The organism is Streptomyces sp. NPDC059456 (assembly GCF_042750055.1).
Lineage (GTDB): Bacteria > Actinomycetota > Actinomycetes > Streptomycetales > Streptomycetaceae > Streptomyces.
This window is the reverse complement of record NZ_JBHYVA010000008.1, coordinates 11,976-33,013: the sequence shown is the minus strand read 5'-3', so window position 1 is coordinate 33,013 and position 21,038 is coordinate 11,976. Positions and strand designations below refer to the sequence as shown.

17 protein-coding genes and 1 pseudogene are annotated in these 21,038 nt (G+C 71.5%); 12 read left to right on the top strand and 6 right to left on the bottom strand.

Annotated features, from left to right (window positions below; genetic code table 11):
• The first annotated feature begins 94 nt into the window (after positions 1-94).
• From ACFXA3_RS02045 to ACFXA3_RS02035, 3 genes are all read left to right on the top strand, one after another.
• Positions 95-2,209: a cation-translocating P-type ATPase gene (locus ACFXA3_RS02045; protein WP_385180592.1), complete on the top strand. Its 2,115-nt coding sequence runs from the start codon at positions 95-97 to the stop codon at positions 2,207-2,209.
• Between the two features lie 2 nt (positions 2,210-2,211).
• The gene (locus ACFXA3_RS02040) at positions 2,212-2,469 is read left to right on the top strand and encodes a DUF1918 domain-containing protein (RefSeq protein ID WP_385180572.1); all 258 of its coding nucleotides are present in this window, start codon (positions 2,212-2,214) and stop codon (positions 2,467-2,469) included.
• 96 nt (positions 2,470-2,565) lie between these two features.
• A complete protein-coding gene (locus ACFXA3_RS02035) occupies positions 2,566-4,323 on the top strand; it encodes a GAF domain-containing protein (RefSeq protein WP_385180570.1) in 1,758 nt (585 codons plus the stop codon).
• Positions 4,324-4,354: 31 nt separating this feature from the next.
• On the opposite strand, the pseudogene ACFXA3_RS02030 reads toward ACFXA3_RS02035, so the two are convergent.
• From ACFXA3_RS02030 to ACFXA3_RS02020, 3 genes and pseudogenes are all read right to left on the bottom strand, one after another.
• Positions 4,355-4,785, bottom strand: a pseudogene (locus ACFXA3_RS02030) (DNA-binding response regulator); the annotation flags it as partial.
• The gene (locus ACFXA3_RS02025; RefSeq protein ID WP_385180568.1) at positions 4,739-5,377 is read right to left on the bottom strand and encodes a CBS domain-containing protein; all 639 of its coding nucleotides are present in this window, start codon (positions 5,375-5,377) and stop codon (positions 4,739-4,741) included. The pseudogene ACFXA3_RS02030 and the gene ACFXA3_RS02025, both read right to left, overlap by 47 nt.
• Positions 5,378-5,404: 27 nt before the next feature.
• Entirely contained in the window at positions 5,405-5,869 is a 465-nt protein-coding gene (locus tag ACFXA3_RS02020) for a Crp/Fnr family transcriptional regulator (protein WP_385180566.1), read from the bottom strand.
• A 339-nt stretch (positions 5,870-6,208) separates the two neighbouring features.
• On the opposite strand from ACFXA3_RS02020, the gene ACFXA3_RS02015 reads away from it, so the two are divergent.
• Positions 6,209-6,616, top strand: coding sequence for a pyridoxamine 5'-phosphate oxidase family protein (locus tag ACFXA3_RS02015; protein WP_385180563.1), 408 nt, complete (start codon positions 6,209-6,211; stop codon positions 6,614-6,616).
• Between the two features lie 282 nt (positions 6,617-6,898).
• On the opposite strand, the gene ACFXA3_RS02010 is transcribed toward ACFXA3_RS02015, so the two are convergent.
• Positions 6,899-7,195: a hypothetical protein gene (locus tag ACFXA3_RS02010; RefSeq protein WP_385180560.1), complete on the bottom strand. Its 297-nt coding sequence runs from the start codon at positions 7,193-7,195 to the stop codon at positions 6,899-6,901.
• A gap of 327 nt (positions 7,196-7,522) precedes the next feature.
• On the opposite strand from ACFXA3_RS02010, the gene ACFXA3_RS02005 reads away from it, so the two are divergent.
• The 6 genes from ACFXA3_RS02005 to ACFXA3_RS01980 all read left to right on the top strand — a co-directional run bounded on the left by ACFXA3_RS02005 (position 7,523) and on the right by ACFXA3_RS01980 (position 13,847).
• The gene (locus ACFXA3_RS02005) at positions 7,523-7,993 is read left to right on the top strand and encodes a molybdopterin-dependent oxidoreductase (protein ID WP_385180558.1); all 471 of its coding nucleotides are present in this window, start codon (positions 7,523-7,525) and stop codon (positions 7,991-7,993) included.
• 177 nt (positions 7,994-8,170) lie between these two features.
• Complete coding sequence (locus ACFXA3_RS02000; protein WP_385180556.1) at positions 8,171-8,755, top strand: TetR/AcrR family transcriptional regulator; 585 nt, start codon at positions 8,171-8,173, stop codon at positions 8,753-8,755.
• 83 nt (positions 8,756-8,838) lie between these two features.
• On the top strand, positions 8,839-9,819 hold the full coding sequence (locus tag ACFXA3_RS01995) for a zinc-binding dehydrogenase (protein WP_385180553.1): 981 nt from the start codon (positions 8,839-8,841) through the stop codon (positions 9,817-9,819).
• Positions 9,820-10,206: 387 nt separating this feature from the next.
• Positions 10,207-10,986: an oxidoreductase gene (locus ACFXA3_RS01990; protein WP_385180589.1), complete on the top strand. Its 780-nt coding sequence runs from the start codon at positions 10,207-10,209 to the stop codon at positions 10,984-10,986.
• Positions 10,987-11,524: 538 nt separating this feature from the next.
• The gene (locus ACFXA3_RS01985; RefSeq protein ID WP_385180587.1) at positions 11,525-13,096 is read left to right on the top strand and encodes a molybdopterin-dependent oxidoreductase; all 1,572 of its coding nucleotides are present in this window, start codon (positions 11,525-11,527) and stop codon (positions 13,094-13,096) included.
• Positions 13,097-13,196: 100 nt separating this feature from the next.
• Positions 13,197-13,847, top strand: coding sequence for a fasciclin domain-containing protein (locus ACFXA3_RS01980; protein WP_385180551.1), 651 nt, complete (start codon positions 13,197-13,199; stop codon positions 13,845-13,847).
• A gap of 293 nt (positions 13,848-14,140) precedes the next feature.
• Here ACFXA3_RS01980 and ACFXA3_RS01975 read toward each other — a convergent pair whose 3' ends face one another.
• Both ACFXA3_RS01975 and ACFXA3_RS01970 read right to left on the bottom strand, forming a co-directional pair.
• On the bottom strand, positions 14,141-15,862 hold the full coding sequence (locus ACFXA3_RS01975) for an acyl-CoA dehydrogenase family protein (protein WP_385180548.1): 1,722 nt from the start codon (positions 15,860-15,862) through the stop codon (positions 14,141-14,143).
• 101 nt (positions 15,863-15,963) lie between these two features.
• Positions 15,964-16,533 (bottom strand): PadR family transcriptional regulator, encoded by a 570-nt coding sequence (locus ACFXA3_RS01970; protein ID WP_385180545.1) that lies wholly within the window; start codon positions 16,531-16,533, stop codon positions 15,964-15,966.
• Between the two features lie 253 nt (positions 16,534-16,786).
• Between ACFXA3_RS01970 and ACFXA3_RS01965 the strand changes: the two genes are divergently transcribed.
• Positions 16,787-18,832 (top strand): NAD-binding lipoprotein, encoded by a 2,046-nt coding sequence (locus ACFXA3_RS01965; protein WP_385180542.1) that lies wholly within the window; start codon positions 16,787-16,789, stop codon positions 18,830-18,832.
• A gap of 224 nt (positions 18,833-19,056) precedes the next feature.
• Positions 19,057-20,919 (top strand): M1 family aminopeptidase, encoded by a 1,863-nt coding sequence (locus ACFXA3_RS01960; protein ID WP_385180540.1) that lies wholly within the window; start codon positions 19,057-19,059, stop codon positions 20,917-20,919.
• Positions 20,920-21,038 lie beyond the last annotated feature (119 nt).

Here is a 21,038-nt window from a genome sequence, read left to right as displayed (position 1 = left end):
GGCCTGTGAGTTTTTTTTTACAGACCCGGGCGGGTGGGGGGGTGGGGGTAAAGCGGCCCCCGCGCCCCCGAAACACCCCGGGCCGCCCCCTCTCCTGATCGACGAGTCCATGCTCACCGGCGAATCGGAACCCGTCGCCAGGACCACGGGTGACACGGTCGGCGCCGGCACCGTCGTGGTGCGCGGGCGGGGCGTCGCGACCGCCACGGCCACCGGATCCGCCGGTACCCTCGGCCACATCGCGGCGCTCCTCGACGGGGAACACGAGCCGACCCCGCTCCAGCGCCGCCTCGCCTCCCTCGGCCGCGTTCTGGCCGCCGTCACTCTCGCCCTGTGCGTGCTGTTCTTCGCCCTGGGGCTCGTACGGGGCCTCGGCGTGAGCACGATGGCCGTCACCGCCGTCAGCCTGGCCGTCGCAGCGGTACCCGAGTCCCTGCCCGCCGTCGTCACCCTCGCCCTCGCCCTCGGAGCCCGCCGCATGGCGGCCCGGGGCGCTCTGGTCCGACGTCTTCCGGCGGTCGAGACACTCGGCTCGGTGAGCGTGCTGGCCACGGACAAGACCGGCACCCTCACGGAGGGGCGCATGGTCGTCCAGCACGTGTGGACGCCCGCCGGAGCCGCCGACGTGTCCGGCAGCGGATATGAGCCCCGCGGAGACCTGACCCGTTCCGGCCACTCCCTGACACCCGAGCAACTCCGCCCCCTTCAGGAGCTGCTCACCACGGCGGCCCTGTGCAACGACGCGAGCCTCAAGCCGCCCCGGAGCGATTCCGACGTCTGGACGGCCGTGGGCGATCCCATGGAGGCCGCACTGCTGGCAGCCGCTGCCAAGGCGGGCTGTCCCGCACCGGCCGAGCTGCAACAAGGCTGCCCCCGGATCGGAGAAGCCCCGTTCGACAGCCTGCGCAAACGGATGACCACCCTCCACCGCCTGCCCAACGGCAACGTCCTGGTCTGCCTCAAGGGGGCGCCAGAGACCGTCCTGGCCCCGACGGTCCTCGTCGACCCGCCCGGCCTCCTGGACCGGGCCCATCGGCAGGCCGCAGAGCTGGCCGCCCACGGATTCAGGGTCCTGGCCGTGGCAGGCACCGAACGGCTCCGGTGGCACCCACCTGCTGCCGACGCGGAACACGGACTGCGCCTGCTCGGCCTGGTCGCCATCAGCGATCCGCCGAAAGCGGCAGCAGCGGACACCTTGGCGGCCTGCCGCGCCGCCGGCATCACCCCGGTCATGATCACCGGCGACCACCCCGCCACGGCCCACGCCATCGCCGTGCGCATCGGACTCGTCGGGGACGGTCCCGCCGATGCGGTCGTCACCGGACCCGAGCTGTCCGCGGCTCCGGACACCGACCTGACCGCGGTCCGCGTCTTCGCCCGCACCGATCCACAGCAGAAGCTGGACATCGTCCACGCCTGGCGCGCCCGCGGCGCAGTGACCGCCATGACCGGGGACGGCGTCAACGACGGCCCCGCCCTCCGGCAGGCCGACATCGGTGTGGCCATGGGCGCCCGCGGCACCGAGGTGGCCCGCCAGGCCGCCGACCTCGTCCTCACGGACGACGAGCTGTCCACCGTGGTCACCGCCGTCGAGGAAGGCCGTCGCGTTTACGACAACATCCGACGCTTCCTCGTCTACGCCATGGCCGGAGGGGCCGCCGAGATCCTCGTGATGCTGGCAGGCCCCCTGCTCGGGCTGGCCCTCCCGCTTCGGGCGGGCCAGATCCTGTGGATCAACCTGCTCACCCACGGCCTCACCGGCGTGGCGATGGGCGCCGAACCGGCCGCGCAGCAGGCCATGCGGCGCCCGCCCCGGCCGCCGGCACAGCACATCCTGGCCGCAGGCGTGTGGCAACGCCTCCTCGTACTCGCCGCAGCCGTGACGGCATTCAGCCTGATGGCCGGCCTCGGCGCGCGTGGCATGGGCCTGCCCTGGCAGAGCGTGCTCTTCCTGTCCCTGCTCGGGGCCCAGCTGGGCGTGGCACTGGGCCTGCGAGCCCGGTTGCTCACCACCGAGAACCTCTTCCTCCCCGCCTCCGTGGCGGCCTCCGCCCTGCTCGGGATGGCAGTCCTGCACGTTCCCGCTCTGCAGTCGCTGCTGGACACCCAGCCGGTCGGCTGGACCGGCACGGGCTTCGCCACCGCGGCAGCGCTCGCGGCATTCATCGCCGCCCGGCTCCTGCGGGGCGCATTCCACAGAAGGGCTTGATCATGAACGCGCATTCGCCTGCCCACGGGCACGGGATCCACGCCGAACCGGGCGATCAGATCGTCGTGGGCGGCCCCGCCGTCGGAACGCCGGGCCGGGACGGCGAAGTCGTGGCTCTGCACCACGAGGACGGCACCCCGCCGTACGACGTACGGTGGTCCGACACCGGTCGTACCACCGTGTTCTTCCCCGGCCCGGACGCCCACGTCCGGCACCTGCACGAGCAGACCGGTGCTCCGCGGCACGGCGAGAGGCCATAAGGGGCCATGGCCGGGTGAGTGCAAGGCCGGGCCCTCCCGCCGGAGATACCGTGGAAGCGGTGGCTACCCCGCCATCGCTTCCGGCCGGAGGTGGGCATGACCGCAGCCGATCAGCCCACCCGCATGAGCGCGGGCGACCGGCCGAACCGGAGCGGTGTACCCCGGCTGCGGCTCGACGAACTGCTGGACGAGCTGCAAGTACGGATCAGCGAGGTCAGGGGGACCCGGGACCGGCTGAACGGTCTGCTCGAAGCCGTCATGTCCGTGGGCCGGGAACTCGACCTGCCGCAGGTCCTGCGCGGCATCGTCGAGGCGGCCGTGGTGCTCGTGGACGCCGAGTACGGTGCCCTCGGAGTCATCGGGACCGACAACAAGCTGGCCGAGTTCCTGCCCGTCGGCATCAGCGACGGCCTCCGCGCACAGATCGGGGACCTGCCGTCCGGCCACGGCATCCTCGGCGAGCTGATCCGCCACCCCGAACCGCTGCGACTCTCGGAGCTGTCCGAGCATCCCGCCTCGTACGGGTTCCCGGACCACCATCCGCCGATGCACTCCTTCCTCGGCGTCCCGATCCGGGTCCGCGAGGACGTCTTCGGCAACCTCTACCTGACCGAGAAGCGCGGCGGCGCCGAGTTCGACGCCGAGGACGAGGCGGTCCTGTCCACCCTCGCCGTCGCGGCCGGCATCGCCATCGAGAACGCCCGGCTCTTCGAGGCGGTCCGGCTGCGCGAGCGCTGGCTGGAGGCCGGATCCGACATCACCAGCGCCCTGCTCTCCGGAGCGCCCGAGGACGAGGTCCTCGAGGGCATGCTGGAGCGGGCCAAGGACATCACCGGCGCGGACATGGGTGTCTTCTACCTGCTCGGCCCCAGCGGTGAACTGCGGGGTTCCCTCGCTCTGGGGGAGGGGGCCGAGGCACACCGGGGGATCGTCCTGCCCAGCACCCGGGGCACTCTCGCCGAGGCTGCTCTGGCCCGTGACGGCCTCATCACGGTCCCCGACGCGGCGACCGACGAGCGCCTCACCGTGCAGCCGGAGAGGTGGACGGGCTTCGGCCCGGCGGTCGCCGTCACCGTCGGCACCAAGGAGAGACTGAGCGGCGTCCTGATCCTGGCCCGGAGGCACGGCCGTCCCGGGTTCGCGCGTGCCGAAGTCGCCGCGCTTCCGGGTTTCGCGGGCCACGCCGCCCTCGCACTGGAGCTCGCCGGCCGACGCCACGACGCCGAGCAGATGAGCCTGTTGGAGGACCACGACCGCATCGCCCGCGACCTGCACGACCTCGCCATCCAGCGCCTCTTCGCCACCGGCATGACCCTCCAGAGCGCCCAGCGCTTCGTCGACCACCCCCAGGCAGCTGAGCGCCTCGCGCGCGCCGTGGACGACCTGGACGCCACCATCAAGATCATCCGGTCGACCATCTTCGGGCTCCGAGAGCACGAGAGCCCAGGTCAGGCGTCCAAGCTGCGGTCCCGCCTGGTACAGGCCATGGACGGGGCCGCTGCAACCCTCGGTTTCGCCCCGGCCCTGCGGATGGAGGGACTGATCGACACCGACGTGCCGTCGGCCGTCGCGGACGAGGCCCTCGCCGTGGTGGGGGAGGCCCTCACCAACGTCGCCCGCCACGCTGAGGCCACGCGGGCGGAGGTCTCGATCGTCGCAGGCGCCGGAAACCTGACCGTCACCGTGACCGACAACGGCGTCGGCCTGTCCAGGAGCGGTCGGCGAAGCGGACTCCGGAATCTGGCAGAGCGCGCCGAAAGGCTGGGCGGCCGGATGAGAGCCGGAGCGCGGGATGACGGACAGGGAGGAGCTCGCCTGGAGTGGCAAGTGCCCCTGGCCCCGCCATCGCGGTGACCGTCACCGTCGTCGCCCCTGTTTCGCCGCCCTGCCGCCCCACGCCGAGCTGCCCCAGCCGTCGCGAGTTGCGGTTCTCGACCGTCCTCCAGGACAGGCGGAGCCGCTTGGCGATCTGCCGGTTGGCCAGGCCGTCTCCGAGGGGTTCCGGACCGCCCGGTCGCCACGGTCCGTACGGCCGGAGACCAGGTCGGAGCCCTTGATCTGCTTCAGCACGTACCCGGCGGCACCCGCCATGATCGCGTCCGGTAGGGCGTCCTCGTCATCGAAGGACGTAAGCGTCAGCCAGGCCAGGCCGGGCATATGAGAGCGCGGTTCGCGGCAGACGGCGATGCCCGGCTCGGCGTCCAGGCGGTCTCGCAGCCCGCGCCGCACCGCTTCGTGGTCGTCCAGGAGGAGCACCCGGACCGGGGCACTAGGCGGCGACGGCGCCGTCCAGCTCCATCCGGACGTCCACGACACCCTCGACCGCGCGGATCGCCCGTGCGAGCAGGGGGACCAGGGCCCGGTCCCGCAGCGGGCCGCGCAGGGTGACGACCCCGTCCTGTACGGCGAAGTCCACGTCCACGCCGGGCGTCAGCTCGGTGACCACGCTCCGGCGGATCTCCTCCTCGAGCTCCTCGTCGGGCCGCAGGAACACCTTGAGGAGGTCACTGCGGCTGACCACACCCTCCAGCGTGCCGAGCGCGTTCACCACGGGCAGGCGCTTGACGTGCTTGCGCGCCATGATCCTCGCGGCTTCGGCGACGGGCGCGTCAGGGTGCACGGTGACGGCCGGACTCGACATGAGCTCCTCGGCCAGCACCGCGCCCGCCTTCGAAGCCTCCTCCAGCTGATCGGGCAGCGCGGGGTCCGTACGCCGGAACTCCTCCTTCGGCAGCAGATCCGCTTCCGAGACCACCCCGACGACGCGGCCCTCGCCTTCCAGGACGGGGACCGCGCTGACCTTCCACTCGTCCATCAGCCGGACGATCTCCTTGTAGGACGCCTCCCGGCCGATGGCGACGGCCGTGTGCGTCATGACATCACTGACGGTGTAGCGGGACGCGGGCATGACCTGCTCCTTCGGCGTACGGACGAGTCAGAGGAAGCTGCCGCTGCCGTAGGGCGCGTACAGATCGAGAAGGCGCACGCGGGCGGCCTGCAGCCGGTTGGCGAGGACCTGCCCGACCCAGTGGCCCAGGGCAGCGCCGAAAGCGGTGTCGGCGTCCATCAGCGCCCGCACGCGCTCCGCGTCGAACTCGTACGTGCGGACGGGCGTCATCGCCTCGGCACCCAAGCGCCAGGAGTAGGGCTTGAAGAGCCACGAGCAGCCGACCAGCTGGCCGGCGCCGAGGCTCTCGATGACCGCGGCGCGCCGCCCGGGCACATGGACGTCCAAGGTCACGGTGCCGGACCGGACGATCCAGAACCTGTCGGCGCGGCCGCCCTCGCGGAAGAGACGCGTCCCTTCCGCGAAGCTGACCTCTCGGGCCAGTTCCATCAAGCGGGAGCGGCAGTCGGCGGGCAGCGCCTCGGAGATACGGATGGGTGAAGGGGTACTCATGAACGGCCTCCTGTTCGAGTCCGTCTTCAGTCTTGGCCTTCCCACCGGTCCGGGCATGGGCCCGTTGGTCCCGTCCAGGGACCGATCGGCCCATGTCCGAGACCGGCGCACGCGGAGATCCTGGCAGCAGACGGCCCGTTCGCGGCCTTCGCCCCTGTCCGCCCGGCAGGCGCGGGAGTACGGGAACGGGCACGGCACGGAGACCGGAGGCGTTCGCCCCCTCTCCACGCCGTCCATCCGGATCGCGGCCTGCTCGCTCGACGAAGGACGCCCACGATGAAAAGCCACCCGGACGGTGCCACCGCCGCTTCCCCTGCCATCAGGGTGCCGGGACGGCAGATGGAAGAACTCGGAGCCGACGAGGCGCTGCGGCTGCTCGGCACCGCCGAACTGGGGCGGATCGTCTTCACCCGTCACGCGCTGCCCGCCGTGCGTCCGGTCAACCACGTTCTCGATCGCGGCGACATCATCGTCCGCGTCCAGGACGGATCGACGCTGGCTGCCCTGCTCGCGACCCAGCAGGGCTCAGGCGTCGTCGTCGCCTACGAGGCGGACGACATCGATCCGGGTGAACACCTGGGCTGGAGCGTGGTCGCCACCGGCTACGCCACCGCCGTCACCGACCCGGACGAGATCAAGCGGTACGTGCGCCTCCTGGAGCCCTGGGCCGCGGGCAGCGCATCGGGAGCGATCCGGATCCGACCCGACCTGGTCACCGGCTTCCGGTTGCGCGAGGGCAGCCCGTAGCGGCGCCCGTTCGCGCGTTTCACCGCCACGAGACCCTCCGCACACATGGGTGCGGCGCAGGCCCGCAGGTGTTCCGGAGGTGCCGTGCCGAAGCGCTGCGGCCGGAGTGCGGCGATCCCACCTGCTGTCCAGGACCGATGCGCCGCCTGGCTCCCGGCCGGCCGCGTCACCGTCGCCGCCCATCTCGTACCGCGGGTCATGGTCTACGCCGGTGTTGCCGGCCTGCCCCGATGGTCCCCAACGGCCTGGACAGCGCAGGGTCGTGTGACGGCTCCTTGGAAATCAGGTGCCGGAGTTGTCGACGAACCCGACGATGTCGAGGTATTCGATTTTTGGCGGGACGCCATAAATCCCCGTCACCTTCTCGATGATCTCTTCCGTAAAGAAGGCGCGGGCCTTCGTCTCCTCATCCCATACGTAGAAATTCCTTGCCTGAAAGCCGTCTTCGTCGAGCATGAAGCTCTTGAAGCGAAGGCCGGCCATGCCTTCGAACGTTCCTCGGAGTTCGCCGGCAGTCTTTGCGAGAGTTGCGCGATCGAACTTTTCGGTCTGCGTGAAAGTCACGAGCACGCCGATCATCGGGCCTCCTGTCAAGCGAGTGATTCTAGTGGCGGATCCTAGTGCACGTGACCGGAAATTACGGTCGATAGGCCGCGAGTCGGAAGTGTGGCTCGCGGTCGGCGATGCAGGCCAGGAGTGTGTCGAATTTTGCGTGCGTGAACGTCTGTCGAGGGGAGCGCAACGGGGCAGGCGCCCAGGGTCACTCGTCAGCTCGGCCCGTATGTGCGGCTCCTCGGCGTCGCGTGCGCCGATGGACGGCACGCTTGCGCCCCGTGGCGCACCTTGCATGTGCTTCCCGTCGGCAATCGTGGCGCCGTCCCGATCAACGGGCCCCAGGGACTCGCCGTGAACCGGACGGCCCCCGCCGCGCGCGTCCTTGGGGCCTCCTTGGCCGGCTGGCGTCTGACCGTGGACGGGCCGCGTCCCCGCACCCTCACGCTGGACGAGTTGCGCGCCGTGCCGCAGTTCGAGGTCGTCCTGCCCATCGCCTGCGTCGCAGGCCGGTGCAAGCCCGCCCACTGGACCGGGGTGCGGGTTCGCGACCTCTTGGGGCGTGCGGCCGGCGGCCCGGGTGCGTGGGCCCGCATGGTCTTCCTGGAAGCGGCGGGCGCCTACCGGGTGATGGAGATGGGACGCCTGTACGCGCAGGACCCGCTCATGCCGCTCGCGCTCCGGCTGAACGGCGAGGTGCCGTCCCGGGATCACGGCTACCCCAACAGCCCGAGCCGTGGCGGATCGCCCTCTGGCCCGGCGGGGCGGTCGTGGTGCACGACGGTTTCGTCGCGCCCGCCGTCATGGCGATCGCCGCCCTCGTAGCGGTGGCCGGCCTGCGCCCGCACGGGGTTCCGCGTGCGGCCCCGACCGTCGCGGGCCCCCTTGCCGCGGCGCGCCGGGTGGGCCAGGAGTGCCGGCGGGCCTGATCGACGCGACGCTGCGGAGAAGCCGCCGGGTTCGCGCATTGTTCTTGAATGGTCGTTCATGTATGTTGCTGCCATGCCCAGACCGCGAGAGTTCGAGCCCGATGCAGTCCTGAACGTGGCCATGCTGCGGTTCTGGGAGCGCGGGTACCGGGCCGTCTCCGTCGAGGATCTGGTCAAGGCGACCGGGGTCAAGCCCGGCAGCCTCTACAGCGCCTTCCCCGGCGGCAAGCGCGCGCTGTTCCTGAAGTCGCTGGAGCGGTACTCGAAGCTGGTCGTCCCCCAGAAGCTGGGCGAGCTGGAAGCTCCGGGCGCCTCTGTGGCGGAGATCCGCGGCTACTTCGACGGACTGGTGCGCGATCTGCTCAGTCCCGAGGGCCGGCAGGGCTGCCTGCTCGTGAACACGGCCATTGAGAACGCCGCCGAGGACGACGAGGCGGCGGCCGTCGTCCGCGGGCACCTGGCCCGCCTGGAGCGGTGCATGACCCATGCGCTGGAGAACGCGGCCCGCAGGGGGCAGGTGCGTGCCTCGCTGGACTGTTCCGGTAGCGCCAAGCTGCTGGTCGCCACCTGTCAGGGGCTCATGGTCGTCGGGAAGGCCGATCCCGACGAGAAGCTCCTGCGCGCGATCGTCGACAACGCCTTCCTCGCTCTCGCCTGACGGCGGGGCATACGGGCCACCGTGCGCGGTGGCCCTTCTTTCGCACCGATAGTTGAATGACTGCTCAAGAATGGAGTCGGTACATGAAGGCCATCGTCATCTCCGCCCACGGCGGACCCGAGGTGCTCACCCTCACCGAACTACCCGACCCGGCTCCCGCCGACGGCGAAGTGCTGATCCGCGTCAAGGCGTTCGGCCTCAACCACGCCGAGGCCTACATGCGCAGCGGCGCCTGGGGGAAGGTCGCAGCCGTACCCGGGATCGAGTGCGCCGGGGTGGTGGAGGCCGACCCTTCCGGTGAACTCGCCGTCGGGACACGGGTCGTGGCGATCCTCGGTGGCATGGGGCGGACCCGCAACGGAAGTTACGCGGAGCTGGTGACCGTACCGGCGACCAACGTGGTGGCCGTCCGCTCCCCGCTGGACTGGGCCGATCTCGCGGCGGTCCCCGAGGTGTACGCGACGGCGTGGAGCGGCCTGTTCGGCAATCTGGACCTGCGGCCGGGCGAGACCGTTCTGGTGAGGGGGGCTACCTCCTCGCTCGGCCAGGCCGCGGTCAACCTGGCGGTCGACCACGGCGCGACCGTCCTCGCCACGACCCGGGACCCGCTGCGGGCACCCCTGCTGAAGGAACTCGGGGCCGCCGACGTGCTCATCGACGACGGCGCGCTCGCCACCCGGGTCGCGGAGCGGGGGATCGGCGTCGACGCGGTGTTCGACGTCGTCGGCAACAGCGTCCTGCGCGACTCGCTGGCCCTGGTCCGGCCGCGCGGCCGGGTCTGCCAGCTCGGCTTCCTGGGCGGATTCGAGCCCGTACGCGACTTCGACCCGATCGCCGACCTCCCCAGCGGAGTCCGGCTCAGCTTCTTCGGCAGCGCCTTCGTCCTGGGCACCCCTGCGTTCCCGCTCACCGACGTACCGCTGGACGAGATCTACGCCAAGGTCGAGGCCGGTGTCCTGCGGGCCCGTCCCGCCCGGATCTTCCGGTTCGAGGAGATCGTGGAAGCCCACCGGGCCATGGAGGCCGGAGAAGCCCTCGGGAAGATGGTCGTCACCGTCGGCTGAACCCTTCACCTGCGGCAGCCCACCGAGGGGTGACCGGTCGAGGGCCGGCGGCTCAGGGTGGGATCCGCACTGTTGCGGATCCCACCCGGCTCCTCGCCGACGGCGGACACGGGCGAGGCGGCCGAGGCGATGGACGCCCTGTGGGCGCACGCCGAACCCGCCGATGGGCTCCAGCGCGCCAGCGCGCCAGCGCGCAGCCCGCCCCCAACCGCGTCGACTTTCCCCTCTGCCTGCTCAGCAGGGACCCTGCCCGCGGTGGTCCGCGCCGACCTCACCGCGACCGACTTGGTACCGCTCGTGTGCCGGCGTCGCACAGGCGCCGTCGACGGCCCGCCTGGTCAGTCTGGTTCACTCAATCGTGCGCCGGTGGTGGCCGATGACATCACCATGGATCTTGGACTGAAGGGTCGCGTAGCCGTCGTCACGGGCGCGAGCCGCGGAATCGGCCTCGCGATCGTGCAGGCTCTGGCGGCCGAGGGCGCCCAGGTGGTGGCCGGTGCACGTCGCTCATCCGACGAGCTGGACGCGCTGATCGAGCGCGGGGGCGTCCGTCTGGTACGGGTGGATCTGGCCGAGGCGGAGGGAGCCGGGCAGCTCATCGCAGCGGCCGGCGACCGGATCGACGTCCTCGTGAACAACGTGGGCGCGGCTCCCGCCCGGCCGGGCGGATTTCTGAGCGTCACGGACGAGCAGTGGCAACAGACGATGAACCTCAACCTGTTCACGGCGGTACGCGTCACCCGGGCGGTTCTGCCCCTGATGCTGGAGCGGGGCAGCGGGTCGATCGTCAACGTCTGCTCGGTCAACGCCGTGTTCCCCGACCCGATGGTGATCGACTACTGCGCCGGAAAGGCGGCACTGGCGAACTTCTCCAAGGGCGTGTCCAAGGAGGTGGGCGCCCGCGGGGTTCGCGTGAACACGGTCAGCCCCGGTCCGGTCGAGACCGACCTGTGGCTGGCTGGCGACGGTGTGGCCGCCACTGTGTCCCGGGCGACCGGGATGACGCCGCAGGAGGTGAAGGCACAGGCTGCAAGTGCCATGGTCACCGGCCGGTTTTCGAAGCCCGCCGAGGTCGCGGACGTGGTGTTGATGCTGGCGAGTGACCGGACGAGCAATGTCACGGGGGCCGACATCACGATCGACGGCGGGTTCCTGACGACGTGGTAGCGGGTCTGCTGTCGTGCTCCGCCGCCGTGTGGTCGACGTGCAGGACGACCTCGCCGCGCGGGTGCGCCGTCACGAGCACCTCGTAGGCGGCTCGTGCCTCGGCGAACGGCACGACGCGGTCCACGAGGACCGGGACCGCGCCGCGATGCCGGTACCTCGGCCGCGAGCACAACCAGCCACCGTGTCGTCGGCTGTCCGGCGGCTTCGTCCAACCGCCCAACGAGCTTGCGTGGCAATCCCGGTGGTTGGTCATCGGGGCAGAAGGGCGGTGCCGATTTCCCCGACGGCGACGGCTTTGGGCAGGACCTCAATGCGCAGGATGGGCTCCTTTTCGTGCTGGGAGGACCAGTCGGTGAGGGCCTCGTCGAGGGTGGCGGCCAACCGTGATCGGCGGGCCGTACCCCGCGATCGCCTCCGCCCCTGTTTTGACCGCCGCCGCGCGGCACAGCGCATATCCGCGCAAGCGCCGGGAACGTACAAAGGACCAGCAGGTCACTCGTTCGGGTGTGGGGGCAATCCGCTGAGCGGCTACCGCCGAATCCGGGGTGTGAGCAGCTTCCGAACCACCTTCTCCCGCACCGCGCTCGGCGCACTGGCCGGCCTTGTGGCCGCGTTCACGGCGCTGTCCGTGGCCGAGTTGGCCGCCGGGCTGGTGCGGCCGGCCGCCAGTCCGGTGACCGTGGTGGGTGGAGCGGTGATCGACCGGACCCCGGCGGCGGTGAAGGACTTCGCGATCCGCACCTTCGGGGAGAACGACAAGATTGTCCTGCAGCTGGGGATTCTTGCCGTTCTCGCAGTCATCGCCATCGCCTTGGGCTCACTCGGCCTGCGCCACCGCGGTGCTGCAGCCGCGGGAATCTTGCTGTTCGGGATCGTCGGTGCCGCCGCCGCGCTGAGCCGGCCCGATGCCGCCGGGATCGCTGATGCGCTTCCCTCGATGGCCGGGGCCGCCGTCGGCGCCCTCACCCTGTACTTCCTGGCCTCCAAGGCAGCCCCGTCGAGCGCCCCGTCATCCGCAGACGACTTGAGCCGGCGCGGGTTCCTCGTCGCGGCCGGCACGACGGCCGTCGTCGCCGGCTCGGCGGGCGTCCTCGGACGCTTCCTGTCCGGCAGGCGGGGGCAGGGCGCGGCCGCCTCCCGTGACGGTCTCGTCCTGCCCAAGCCCGCCTCCCCGGCTCCCGCCGTCCCAGGCGTCCAGCTGAAGGTGCCCGGCATCAGCCCCTTCACCACCCCCAACCGCGACTTCTACCGCGTCGACACCGCCCTGAACGTGCCCGAGGTCGACGCCGGCACCTGGCGCCTGTGCATCCGCGGCAAGGGAGTCACCCGCCCCCGCACCTACACCCTCGACGAGCTCTTGGCCCGCCCGTTGATCGAACGCGACATCACCTTGACCTGCGTCTCCAACGAGGTCGGCGGCCCTTACGCCGGCACCGCCCGCTGGCTCGGCGTGCCCCTGGCCGACCTCCTCAACGAGGCAGGGGTGCGGCCCCCGTCCCAAGGCGGCACGGCGGACCAGCTGGTGGCCCGCTCGGTGGACGGCATGACGCTCGGCTCCCCGGTCGAGGACGTGATGGACGGACGGGACGCGATGCTCGCCGTCGGCATGAACGGCGAGCCGCTGCCGTTCGGCCACGGCTTCCCCGTGCGCATGCTCGTGCCCGGCCTGTACGGCTACGTGTCGGCCTGCAAGTGGATCACCGACATCGAACTGACCACCTTCGATGCCTACGACCCCTACTGGGTGAAGCGGAAGTGGGCTCGGCGGGCGCCGATCAAAACCCAGGCGCGGATCGACACCCCGAAGCCCTTCGCCGGCCCCGCCGCCGGCACCGTCTTTGTCGCGGGTGTCGCCTGGGCGCAGCACCGCGGCATCACCCGCGTCGAGGTCCGTATCGACGACGGGCCGTGGCGTGACGCGGACCTTGCCCCACAGGCCACCGCCGACACCTGGCGCCAGTGGTCCTATCCCTGGCGGGCCACCGCCGGCGGGCACACGATCACCGTCCGTGCCACCGACGGAACCGGCCAGGCGCAGACCGAACAGCGGACCCCCACCATCCCCGACGGGGCGAGCGGCTGGCACAGCGTCTTCGTCACCGTCTCCTAGACCACCGGCCCGACCGTCCGAGCGACCGGGCGCGGCAGCACCAACCCCCGCAGCATCCGAACCCCTTACCGGCATACCGTGCCTCAAGGAGCAAATGTTCATGAACAGCATGAAGATCCGCCGTACCGCGATCGCCGTCGCCGCAGCCGCGCTGCTGCCCTTCTCGCTGGCCGCCTGCTCCGACTCGGTCAAGGACGGCGCATCAGGTCCCGGATCGGACAAGAGCAGCGAGGCCTCGGCCTCCGCGTCAGGGGCGCAGGACGCGTCGCTGGCGATGGACAAGCCGTTCGGACCGGCCTGCGCCGGCGTACCGGCCGAGGGCGCGGGCTCCTTCGACGGTATGGCCAAGGCTCCGGTCGCCACCGCCGCCTCCAACAACCCGGCCCTGTCCACCCTGGTCGCCGCGGTCAAGCAGGCCGGCCTGGTGGACACGCTGAACAACGCCAAGGACATCACCGTCTTCGCCCCGACCAACGACGCCTTCGCCAAGATCCCGAAGGCCGACCTCGACAAGGTTCTCGCCGACAAGGCCACCCTCACCAAGATCCTCACCTACCACGTGGTCGGCCAGAAGCTCACCCCCAAGCAGCTGGAGAACGGGTCCTTCAGCACCCTGGAGAAGACCAAGCTCACCACCAGCGGCTCCGGTGAGGCCTACAAGGTCAACGACACCTCCAACGTGGTCTGCGGCAACGTCAAGACAGCCAACGCGAACGTTTACATCGTCGACACCGTCCTGATGCCCAAGTAGCCCGCGCGCCCTCCAGCGCCGCGGGGGGGGGGGCCCCCCCCCGCGACGGGGCTCGGGGGTGGGGTACGGCGGCGGGGGCCCGGGGCGGGGGGCGGGGGCCGGGGCCCGCGGCCGGGGTCAGTGGCCGGGGTCAGCGGCCGGGGTCAGCCGCCCGTCCTGCACCTGGCCCGCGTCCGTCGCCTGCCCGCCTTCCGCCCCTCTTCCGCCCCTCTTCCGTCCCGGGAAGGCGGCAGCCCACCGCCCTCGCGCGGGCGGCGCGGGAGCGGTGGGCCGGGAGCGTGGCCGCGCGGTGGTTACGGCGCCATCTCGTACGTTCCGGACAGCGCCTCGACACGGTCCCAGACCCGGGCCGAACGGGCTTCGTCGACGACGGGACGGCGGACCGCGCCGAGCGCCCAGCCCTGCTGCTCCTCGGTGGCGGAGTCCTTTCCGTGCAGCTCGACGGCGTGCGCGGAGAAGTCCCGTACGAGGACGGCGAACAGCTCGTCCAGCACGTCCTCGTCGAGGCCGGTCAGCCGAGCCTGTTCCAGGATCAGCTGGCCGTGGACGACGAGCGCGAAGAGCTGGCCGACGGCGAGCAGCAGGTCGAGGTCGCGGCTCTGCGCCTCGTCGGGGGCGGCGGTGGTGACGAACTCGCACAGCGCGTCGGCCTGTTCGCGGAAGCGGGCGACGTTGGGCACGGCCGCGTACGCGTCGAAGGCGGGGCGCCAGTCGTGGAAGCGGACGGAGCCCAGGCCGCGGGCCGGGCCCTGCCGGAAGAGGAAGTCGTCGTCGGCCGCGTCGAGGCGGGTCGGGACGGCGGGGTACTCCACCGGCTCCAGCAGGTGGTTGCGCATGAACTTGAGGATCAGGGCGAGGTTGACGTGGACGGTGCCCTCCAGCTTGGGCAGCCCGCGGATCTCGACGGCGGCCTGGGCGAAGTAGTTGTCCTTCTCGAAGCCCTTGGCGGCGATGACGTCCCACATCAGGTCGATGACCTTCTCGCCCTCGGTGGTCACCTTCATCTTCGTCATCGGGTTGAAGAGCAGGTAGCGGCGGTCGTCGGGGCCGGCGGTGCGGAAGTAGTCGACGGCGCGGTCGCTGAACAGCTTCATGCCGACGAGGCGTACGTACGCGTCGGCCAGCTCGCGGCGCACGTGCGGGAAGGCGGTGACGGGGCGGCCGTAGAGGATGCGGTTCTGCGCGTGGGTGACGGCCTCGTACATCGCGTGCTCGCAGATGCCGATGGAGGCGGTGCAGAGGTTGAACTTGCCGACGTTGACGGTGTTCAGGGCGGCGTCGAAGGCGGAGCGGCCGGTGTGCAGGACGTCTTCGGCCCCGACCGGGTAGTCCTCCAGGCGGAACTCGCTGACGTACTTGGAGGAGTCGACGACGTTCTTCACCAGGCGGTACGCCGGGTGGCGGCTGTCGGCGGCGAAGAAGACGTACGCGTCCGGGCCCTCCATGTCGGTGCGGCGGCCGAACACGGAGACGAGACCGGCCGCGTTGCCGTTGCCGATGTAGTACTTGGAGCCGGTGGCCCGGAAGCCGCCCTCACCGTCGGGCTCCAGCAGCATGTCGGTGGAGTAGATGTCGGCGCCGTGCGTCTTCTCGGACAGGCCGAAGGCGAACACCTCGCCCTGGGAGAGGAGTTCGGCGGCGCGGGCGCGGGCGGCGGCGTTGTCGCTCTGCCAGACCGGCCCGAGGCCGAGGATGGTCACCTGCCACGCGTACCAGTAGTCGAGGCCGTAGAACCCGAAGATCTCGTTGAGGGCGGCGATCCGGGCGGTGTCCCAGCGCTTGTCCGGCTGGCCGTCGGCGGCCGCCGACGGGGTGAGGAAGGTGGCGAACAGGCCTTCCTTGGCGGAGAAGGCGAGGAAGTCGCCGAGCCAGGCGCGGCTGCGGTAGTCCTCGATCAGCCGGCGCTTGCCGCGCTCCTCGAACCAGTCGACGGTGGCGCGCAGCAGCCTGCGGGTCTCGGGGTCGAAGTGCTGCGGGTCGTAGGTGCGCGGGTTGAACAGGAGGGAGTCGGCCATGGAGGTTCGCCTTCCGGAGTCGGGGGTCGAGTCGAGGGGTGAAGCGCAGGTGCCGGTGCGGGTGCCGGTGGTGGTGCCGGTGGTGAATGGGGGGGAGCGGCTCAGGCGGCCGGGCGGGGCGGCGCGCCGAGCCGGTGGACGGTGGCGAGGACGTCGTCGAGCCAGGCGATCGTCATCCGCTCGTACGCGATGCCGCCGCGGAGCACGACGTGCTGCAGCTCCTGGCCGGCATCGAGCGGTGCGGGGGCCGCGGGCCCGGTGAAGTCGCGCAGCTCTCCGGCGAGATAGTGCGCGAGCCGGTCGCTGTGCACCCGGCGGTGCCGCTCGACCTCGCGGACCAGTGCGGCCGGGTCGTCGAAGGCCGCGCCGCGGATCTTGACGGCGAGGTCGTGGCGCAGGCTCTCGGGTTCGATCGGCTCGTGCAGCCACCGGGAGAGCGCGGCGCGGCCCGGGCCGGCGACGGAGTACTCCTTCTTGTCCGGCCGGCCCTGCTGGGCCACCTCGCGGACGGCGAGCACGCCCTCGCTCTCCATGCGCTTGAGGACGCGGTAGATCTGCTGGTGGGTGGCGGTCCAGAAATAGCCGATGGACCGGTCGAAGCGCCGGGCGAGCTCATAGCCTGAACCCGGCTGCTCCAGCAGCGAGACGAGGATCGCGTGTTCGAGCGCCATGCCCCGATCCTTCTATGCAACTCGTTGCATAGACAAGCCGCAGCACCCGGTTGAGACGCGGCTCACCCCGGTCCGGCGGAGCGGCGGACATCCGAAAGCGGGTCCGAGTTGTCACGCGATGAGCGGACTCGGGGGGTTCTGCCACCCTCCGCCCGGTCCCCACGCCCTAGCGTGGCCCGTACACCAACCCGCCGGTGCCGGGCGGACGCCGCCGCCCCGTCGCCGGGCCCGACAGCTCCCCGAGGAACCCCGGTTGACAGGTCGCAGGACGACGGACGGACCGCCCAGGCCGCCCCTGCCGCGCACGCGGTACTGGTTCGACAGCGTCATCGCCCGCGGGACCCCGGTGCTGATCGGCTGGCTCACCCTGGTCTGCCTGGCCGTGGTGGTGCCGGCGAGCATGGCGCTGGTGTGGGCCGACCGGCGGGCCCCCCGCACCTGGTCGGGGCAGCTCGTGGCCGTCTGGGTCACCGTCGGGCAGACCCTGAAGATCGGCGGCGCGGTCGGCAGCCCGCTGTACGTGCTGATCTCGGTGCTCCTGGCCCTCGTGGCGCTGCTGTTCGTCTCCACCCTCGTCGGCCTGATCACCAATGGGCTCAACGACAAGGTCCTGGCCCTGCGGCGCGGCCGGTCCACCGTCCTGGAGGACCGGCACACCGTGCTGCTGGGCTGGTCCGAGCAGGTCTTCCCGATCGTGTCCGAGCTGGTCGTCGCCAACTCCAACCGGCGCCGGGCGGTCGTCGCCGTCCTCGGCCCGAAGGACAAGGCGGAGATGGAGGACGAGATCGCCCTCGCCGTCGGCCGGCTGGGCCGCACCCGGCTGATCTGCCGCAGCGGCGTGACGACGGACCCGGCGGTCGTCGCGCTCGTCGGCCCCGAGACGGCGCGCGCCGTCCTGGTCCTGACCCACGGGGGCGAGGAAGGCGACGCCCACGTGGTGAAGACCCTGCTCGCCCTGGAGGCGGCGGTACGGCGGCGGGGCCGCCCCGAGGTCGTCGCCGCGGTCCGCGACGGGCGCCACCTCCGGGCGGCGCAGCTCGCCGCCGGGCCGAGGGGCAGGGTGCTGAACATCGAGGACGTCACCGCCCGCCTCATCGCCCAGACTTCGCGCCAGCCCGGCCTGTCCCTGGTCCACCAGGAACTGCTGGACTTCGAGGGGGACGAGTTCTACACGGTGTGCGAACCCGCCCTGGCCGGGCACGCCTTCGGCCGGCTGCTCCTCGCGTACGCCACGTCGTCCGTCGTCGGCATCGTGCCGGCGGGCGGGGGCGTCGAGCTCAACCCGGCGCAGGACCGGGTCCTGGGCGCCGACGACAGGATCCTGCTCGTGACCGAGGACGACGACACCGCGGTGCTCGCGGACGGGCCGCTGCCGGTGGACGAGGAGGCGATCACGGCGCCGGGCGCGTCCACGCCGCCCGCCGAGCGGTACCTCGTGCTCGGCTGGAACCGCCGCGCTCCGCTGATCATCGACCAGCTGGAGCCGTGCGTCCCCGAGGGGTCGGAGCTCGTGGTCATGGCGACCGGCGCGGAGGCGCTGCGGGACGCCGGCCGGTGCGCGCGGTCGCGTGCGGGCCGGATGCGGATCACGGTGCACGACGGGGACATCACCGATCCGCGGCATCTCGACGCCCTCGACGTGCCGTCCTTCGACCGGGCCGTCGTCCTCGGCTACGACGACACCGACGGCGCGGACCGCACCGCCCCCGGCACACTGACCGGTGACGACCGGACCCTGGTGACCCTGCTCCACCTGCGCGCCCTGGAGGAGGCTTCGGGCCGGGAACTGGCCGTGGTCACCGAAATGGCGGACGACCGCAACCGGTTGCTCGCGCCGGCCCGGGAGGGCGGCGACTTCGTCGTCGGCGGCCGGCTCATCAGCCTGCTGATGACGCAGATCGCGGAGAACCGGCACCTCGCCGACGTCTTCGACGCCCTGTTCTCGGCCGAGGGCGACTCGCTGCACCTGAAGCCCGCGACCCACTACGTCCTGCCCGGACGGGAGGTCGCCTTCGCCACGGTCGTGGAGTCCGGCCGCCGGCAGGGACACTGCGTGCTCGGGTACCGGCTGCACGGGGACGCCCGGCACGGTCCCGCGTACGGGGTGCACATCAATCCGGACAAGCGGGAACGCGTGCGGTTCGGCGCGCAGGACTCGGTGATCGTGCTGGCCCGGGAACCGGTGGCCCGGGCCGTCTCCGGTGCCCCTCCCCTGTCCAGGACCCTGCCGGGAGCCCTGCCCGGACCGCTTCCCGGCAGCCGGGCCGGGGATGGCTCGAAGACGACCGGAGGCCCTTGAGGGAGTACGAACACTTTACCCGCCCCTGATGGCATGCCCAGGTCAAATCTGCCAGGCTCTTCCGGCAGTCGTCCCCCTGACACCGGGGAGACGCGGCACAGCAGATCTCACCCTGCGCACCGTGCAGACGGCGCGCACAGCCCGCGGCTGCCCTCCGGCACACCCGAGCCGACCGGGCGGCCACCGAGCAGGCCGGAATCCCGGCCATCTCAAAGGAGTTCCGTGTGAGACCGACCCCCCACAAGGTCCGCGCCGCGAACGCATTCGCCCTCGCCGCGCTGGCCGCCGCCGCACTGTCCGTCACCCCGGCCGAAGCCGCGCCGCACCGGGCGCCCGCACGAGCCGCCGCCTGCACCCCGGCCCAGGTGGTCGCCAACGGCGGCTTCGAGAGCGGCACTGCGCCCTGGACCCAGTCGCAGACCGGCCTCATCACCAGCCGCGCGGGCCAGTCCGCCCACGGCGGCGCCGCCTTCGCCTGGCTGAACGGCGTGGGCCGCACGCACACCGACACGCTCTCCCAGAGCGTCACGATCCCGTCCGGCTGCTCCAGCGCCACCCTCACCTTCTGGTTGCACGTCGACACCGCCGAGACGACCACGTCCACCAAGTACGACAAGCTCACGGCGAAGATCGGCAGCACGACCCTGGCCACGTACTCGAACCTCGACAAGAACACCGGCTACGTCCAGAAGTCCTTCGACGTGTCGGCCTTCGCAGGCCAGACCGTCGGCGTCGCGTTCACCGGCACCGAGGACTCCAGCCTCCAGACCAGCTTCGTCATCGACGACGTCGCGCTCGACACCTCCGGCGGCACCACACCGCCCGGGGACTCCACCCGTACCCCGGCCTCACCCTCGTACACCGTCAGTCTCAGCAGCAACACGAGCGGCACGGGCTGGACCGGTCACGAGAGCGCGACCTTCACCAACGCCTCGCCCACCGCCCTCACCGAGGTCTACCTGCGGCTGTGGGACAACTACCACGGCACCTGCTCCGCCATGCCGATCACGGTGTCCAACGTCACCGGCGGCACCGCGGGCGCCCTGTCCGTCGGCTGCACCGCCCTGAAGATCGACCTCCCGGCGCCGCTGCCCCAGGGCCAGAGCGCCACGATCGGCTTCGACCTCGGGATCACCGTTCCCAGCGGCGCCGACCGGTTCGGCTACGACGGGGCCTTCAGCATGCTCGGCAACGCCCTGCCGGTCCTCGCGGTCCGGGACGGGGCGGGCTGGCACCTGGATCCGTACACCAACAACGGGGAGTCCTTCTACTCCCTGGCCTCCGATTTCCGCGTGACCCTCGACCACCCGAGCAGCCTGCTCGTCCCGGCCACCGGCACCTCGGTGGACACCCCCGGCACCAGCGGGCGCACGGTCACCACGGCCACCGCCACCTCGGTCCGGGACTTCGCCTGGGCGGCCGGCCCGTTCAGCAAGATCTCGGGCACCTCCGCGGCCGGCACCCCGATCAACATCTACTCCGTCTCCGGCATCGGTTCGGCCGACGCGCAGTCGATGCTCACCACCGCCAAGTCCGCCGTGGACGCCCACTCGGGGCGGTTCGGCGCCTACCCGTACGGCGAACTCGACGCCGTCATCGACAACAACTACTGGTTCGGCGGGATGGAGTACCCCGGGTTCGTCCTGGACCTGGTCAGCACCACCGCCCTCACCCACGAGATCGGCCACCAGTGGTGGTACGGCATCGTCGGCGACGACGAGTACGCGAGCCCCTGGCTCGACGAGGCGTTCACCGACTACGCCACCGACCTGGCCCTGAACAAGACGGGCGCGAACTGCTGGAACAGCGTCTCGTGGGCCTCGTCCGCCGAGAAGATCACCAACTCGATGGGCTACTGGGACGCCCATTCGTCCCGGTACTCCACCGTCGTCTACGGCTACGGCAAATGCGCCCTGCACGACCTGCGGCGCGTCCTCGGTGACACGGCCATGGCCAAACTCCTGAAGGACTACGCCACTTCTCACTGGTACGGCGTCTCCACCACGGCCGAGTTCAAGGCGGCGGCCCAGGCCGCCACGACCACGGACCTGAGCTCGTTCTGGACGCAGCACCGCATCGACGGCTGATCCCACTCCCGCCCGGCGCCGCGTGGGGCGGGGGGGGGGGCCCCCCCGCGGGCCCCGGGGGGCGCACCGTGGGGGGGCGCGGGCCACCCCCCCCCCACGCGCACGCCCCCCCCGGAGAG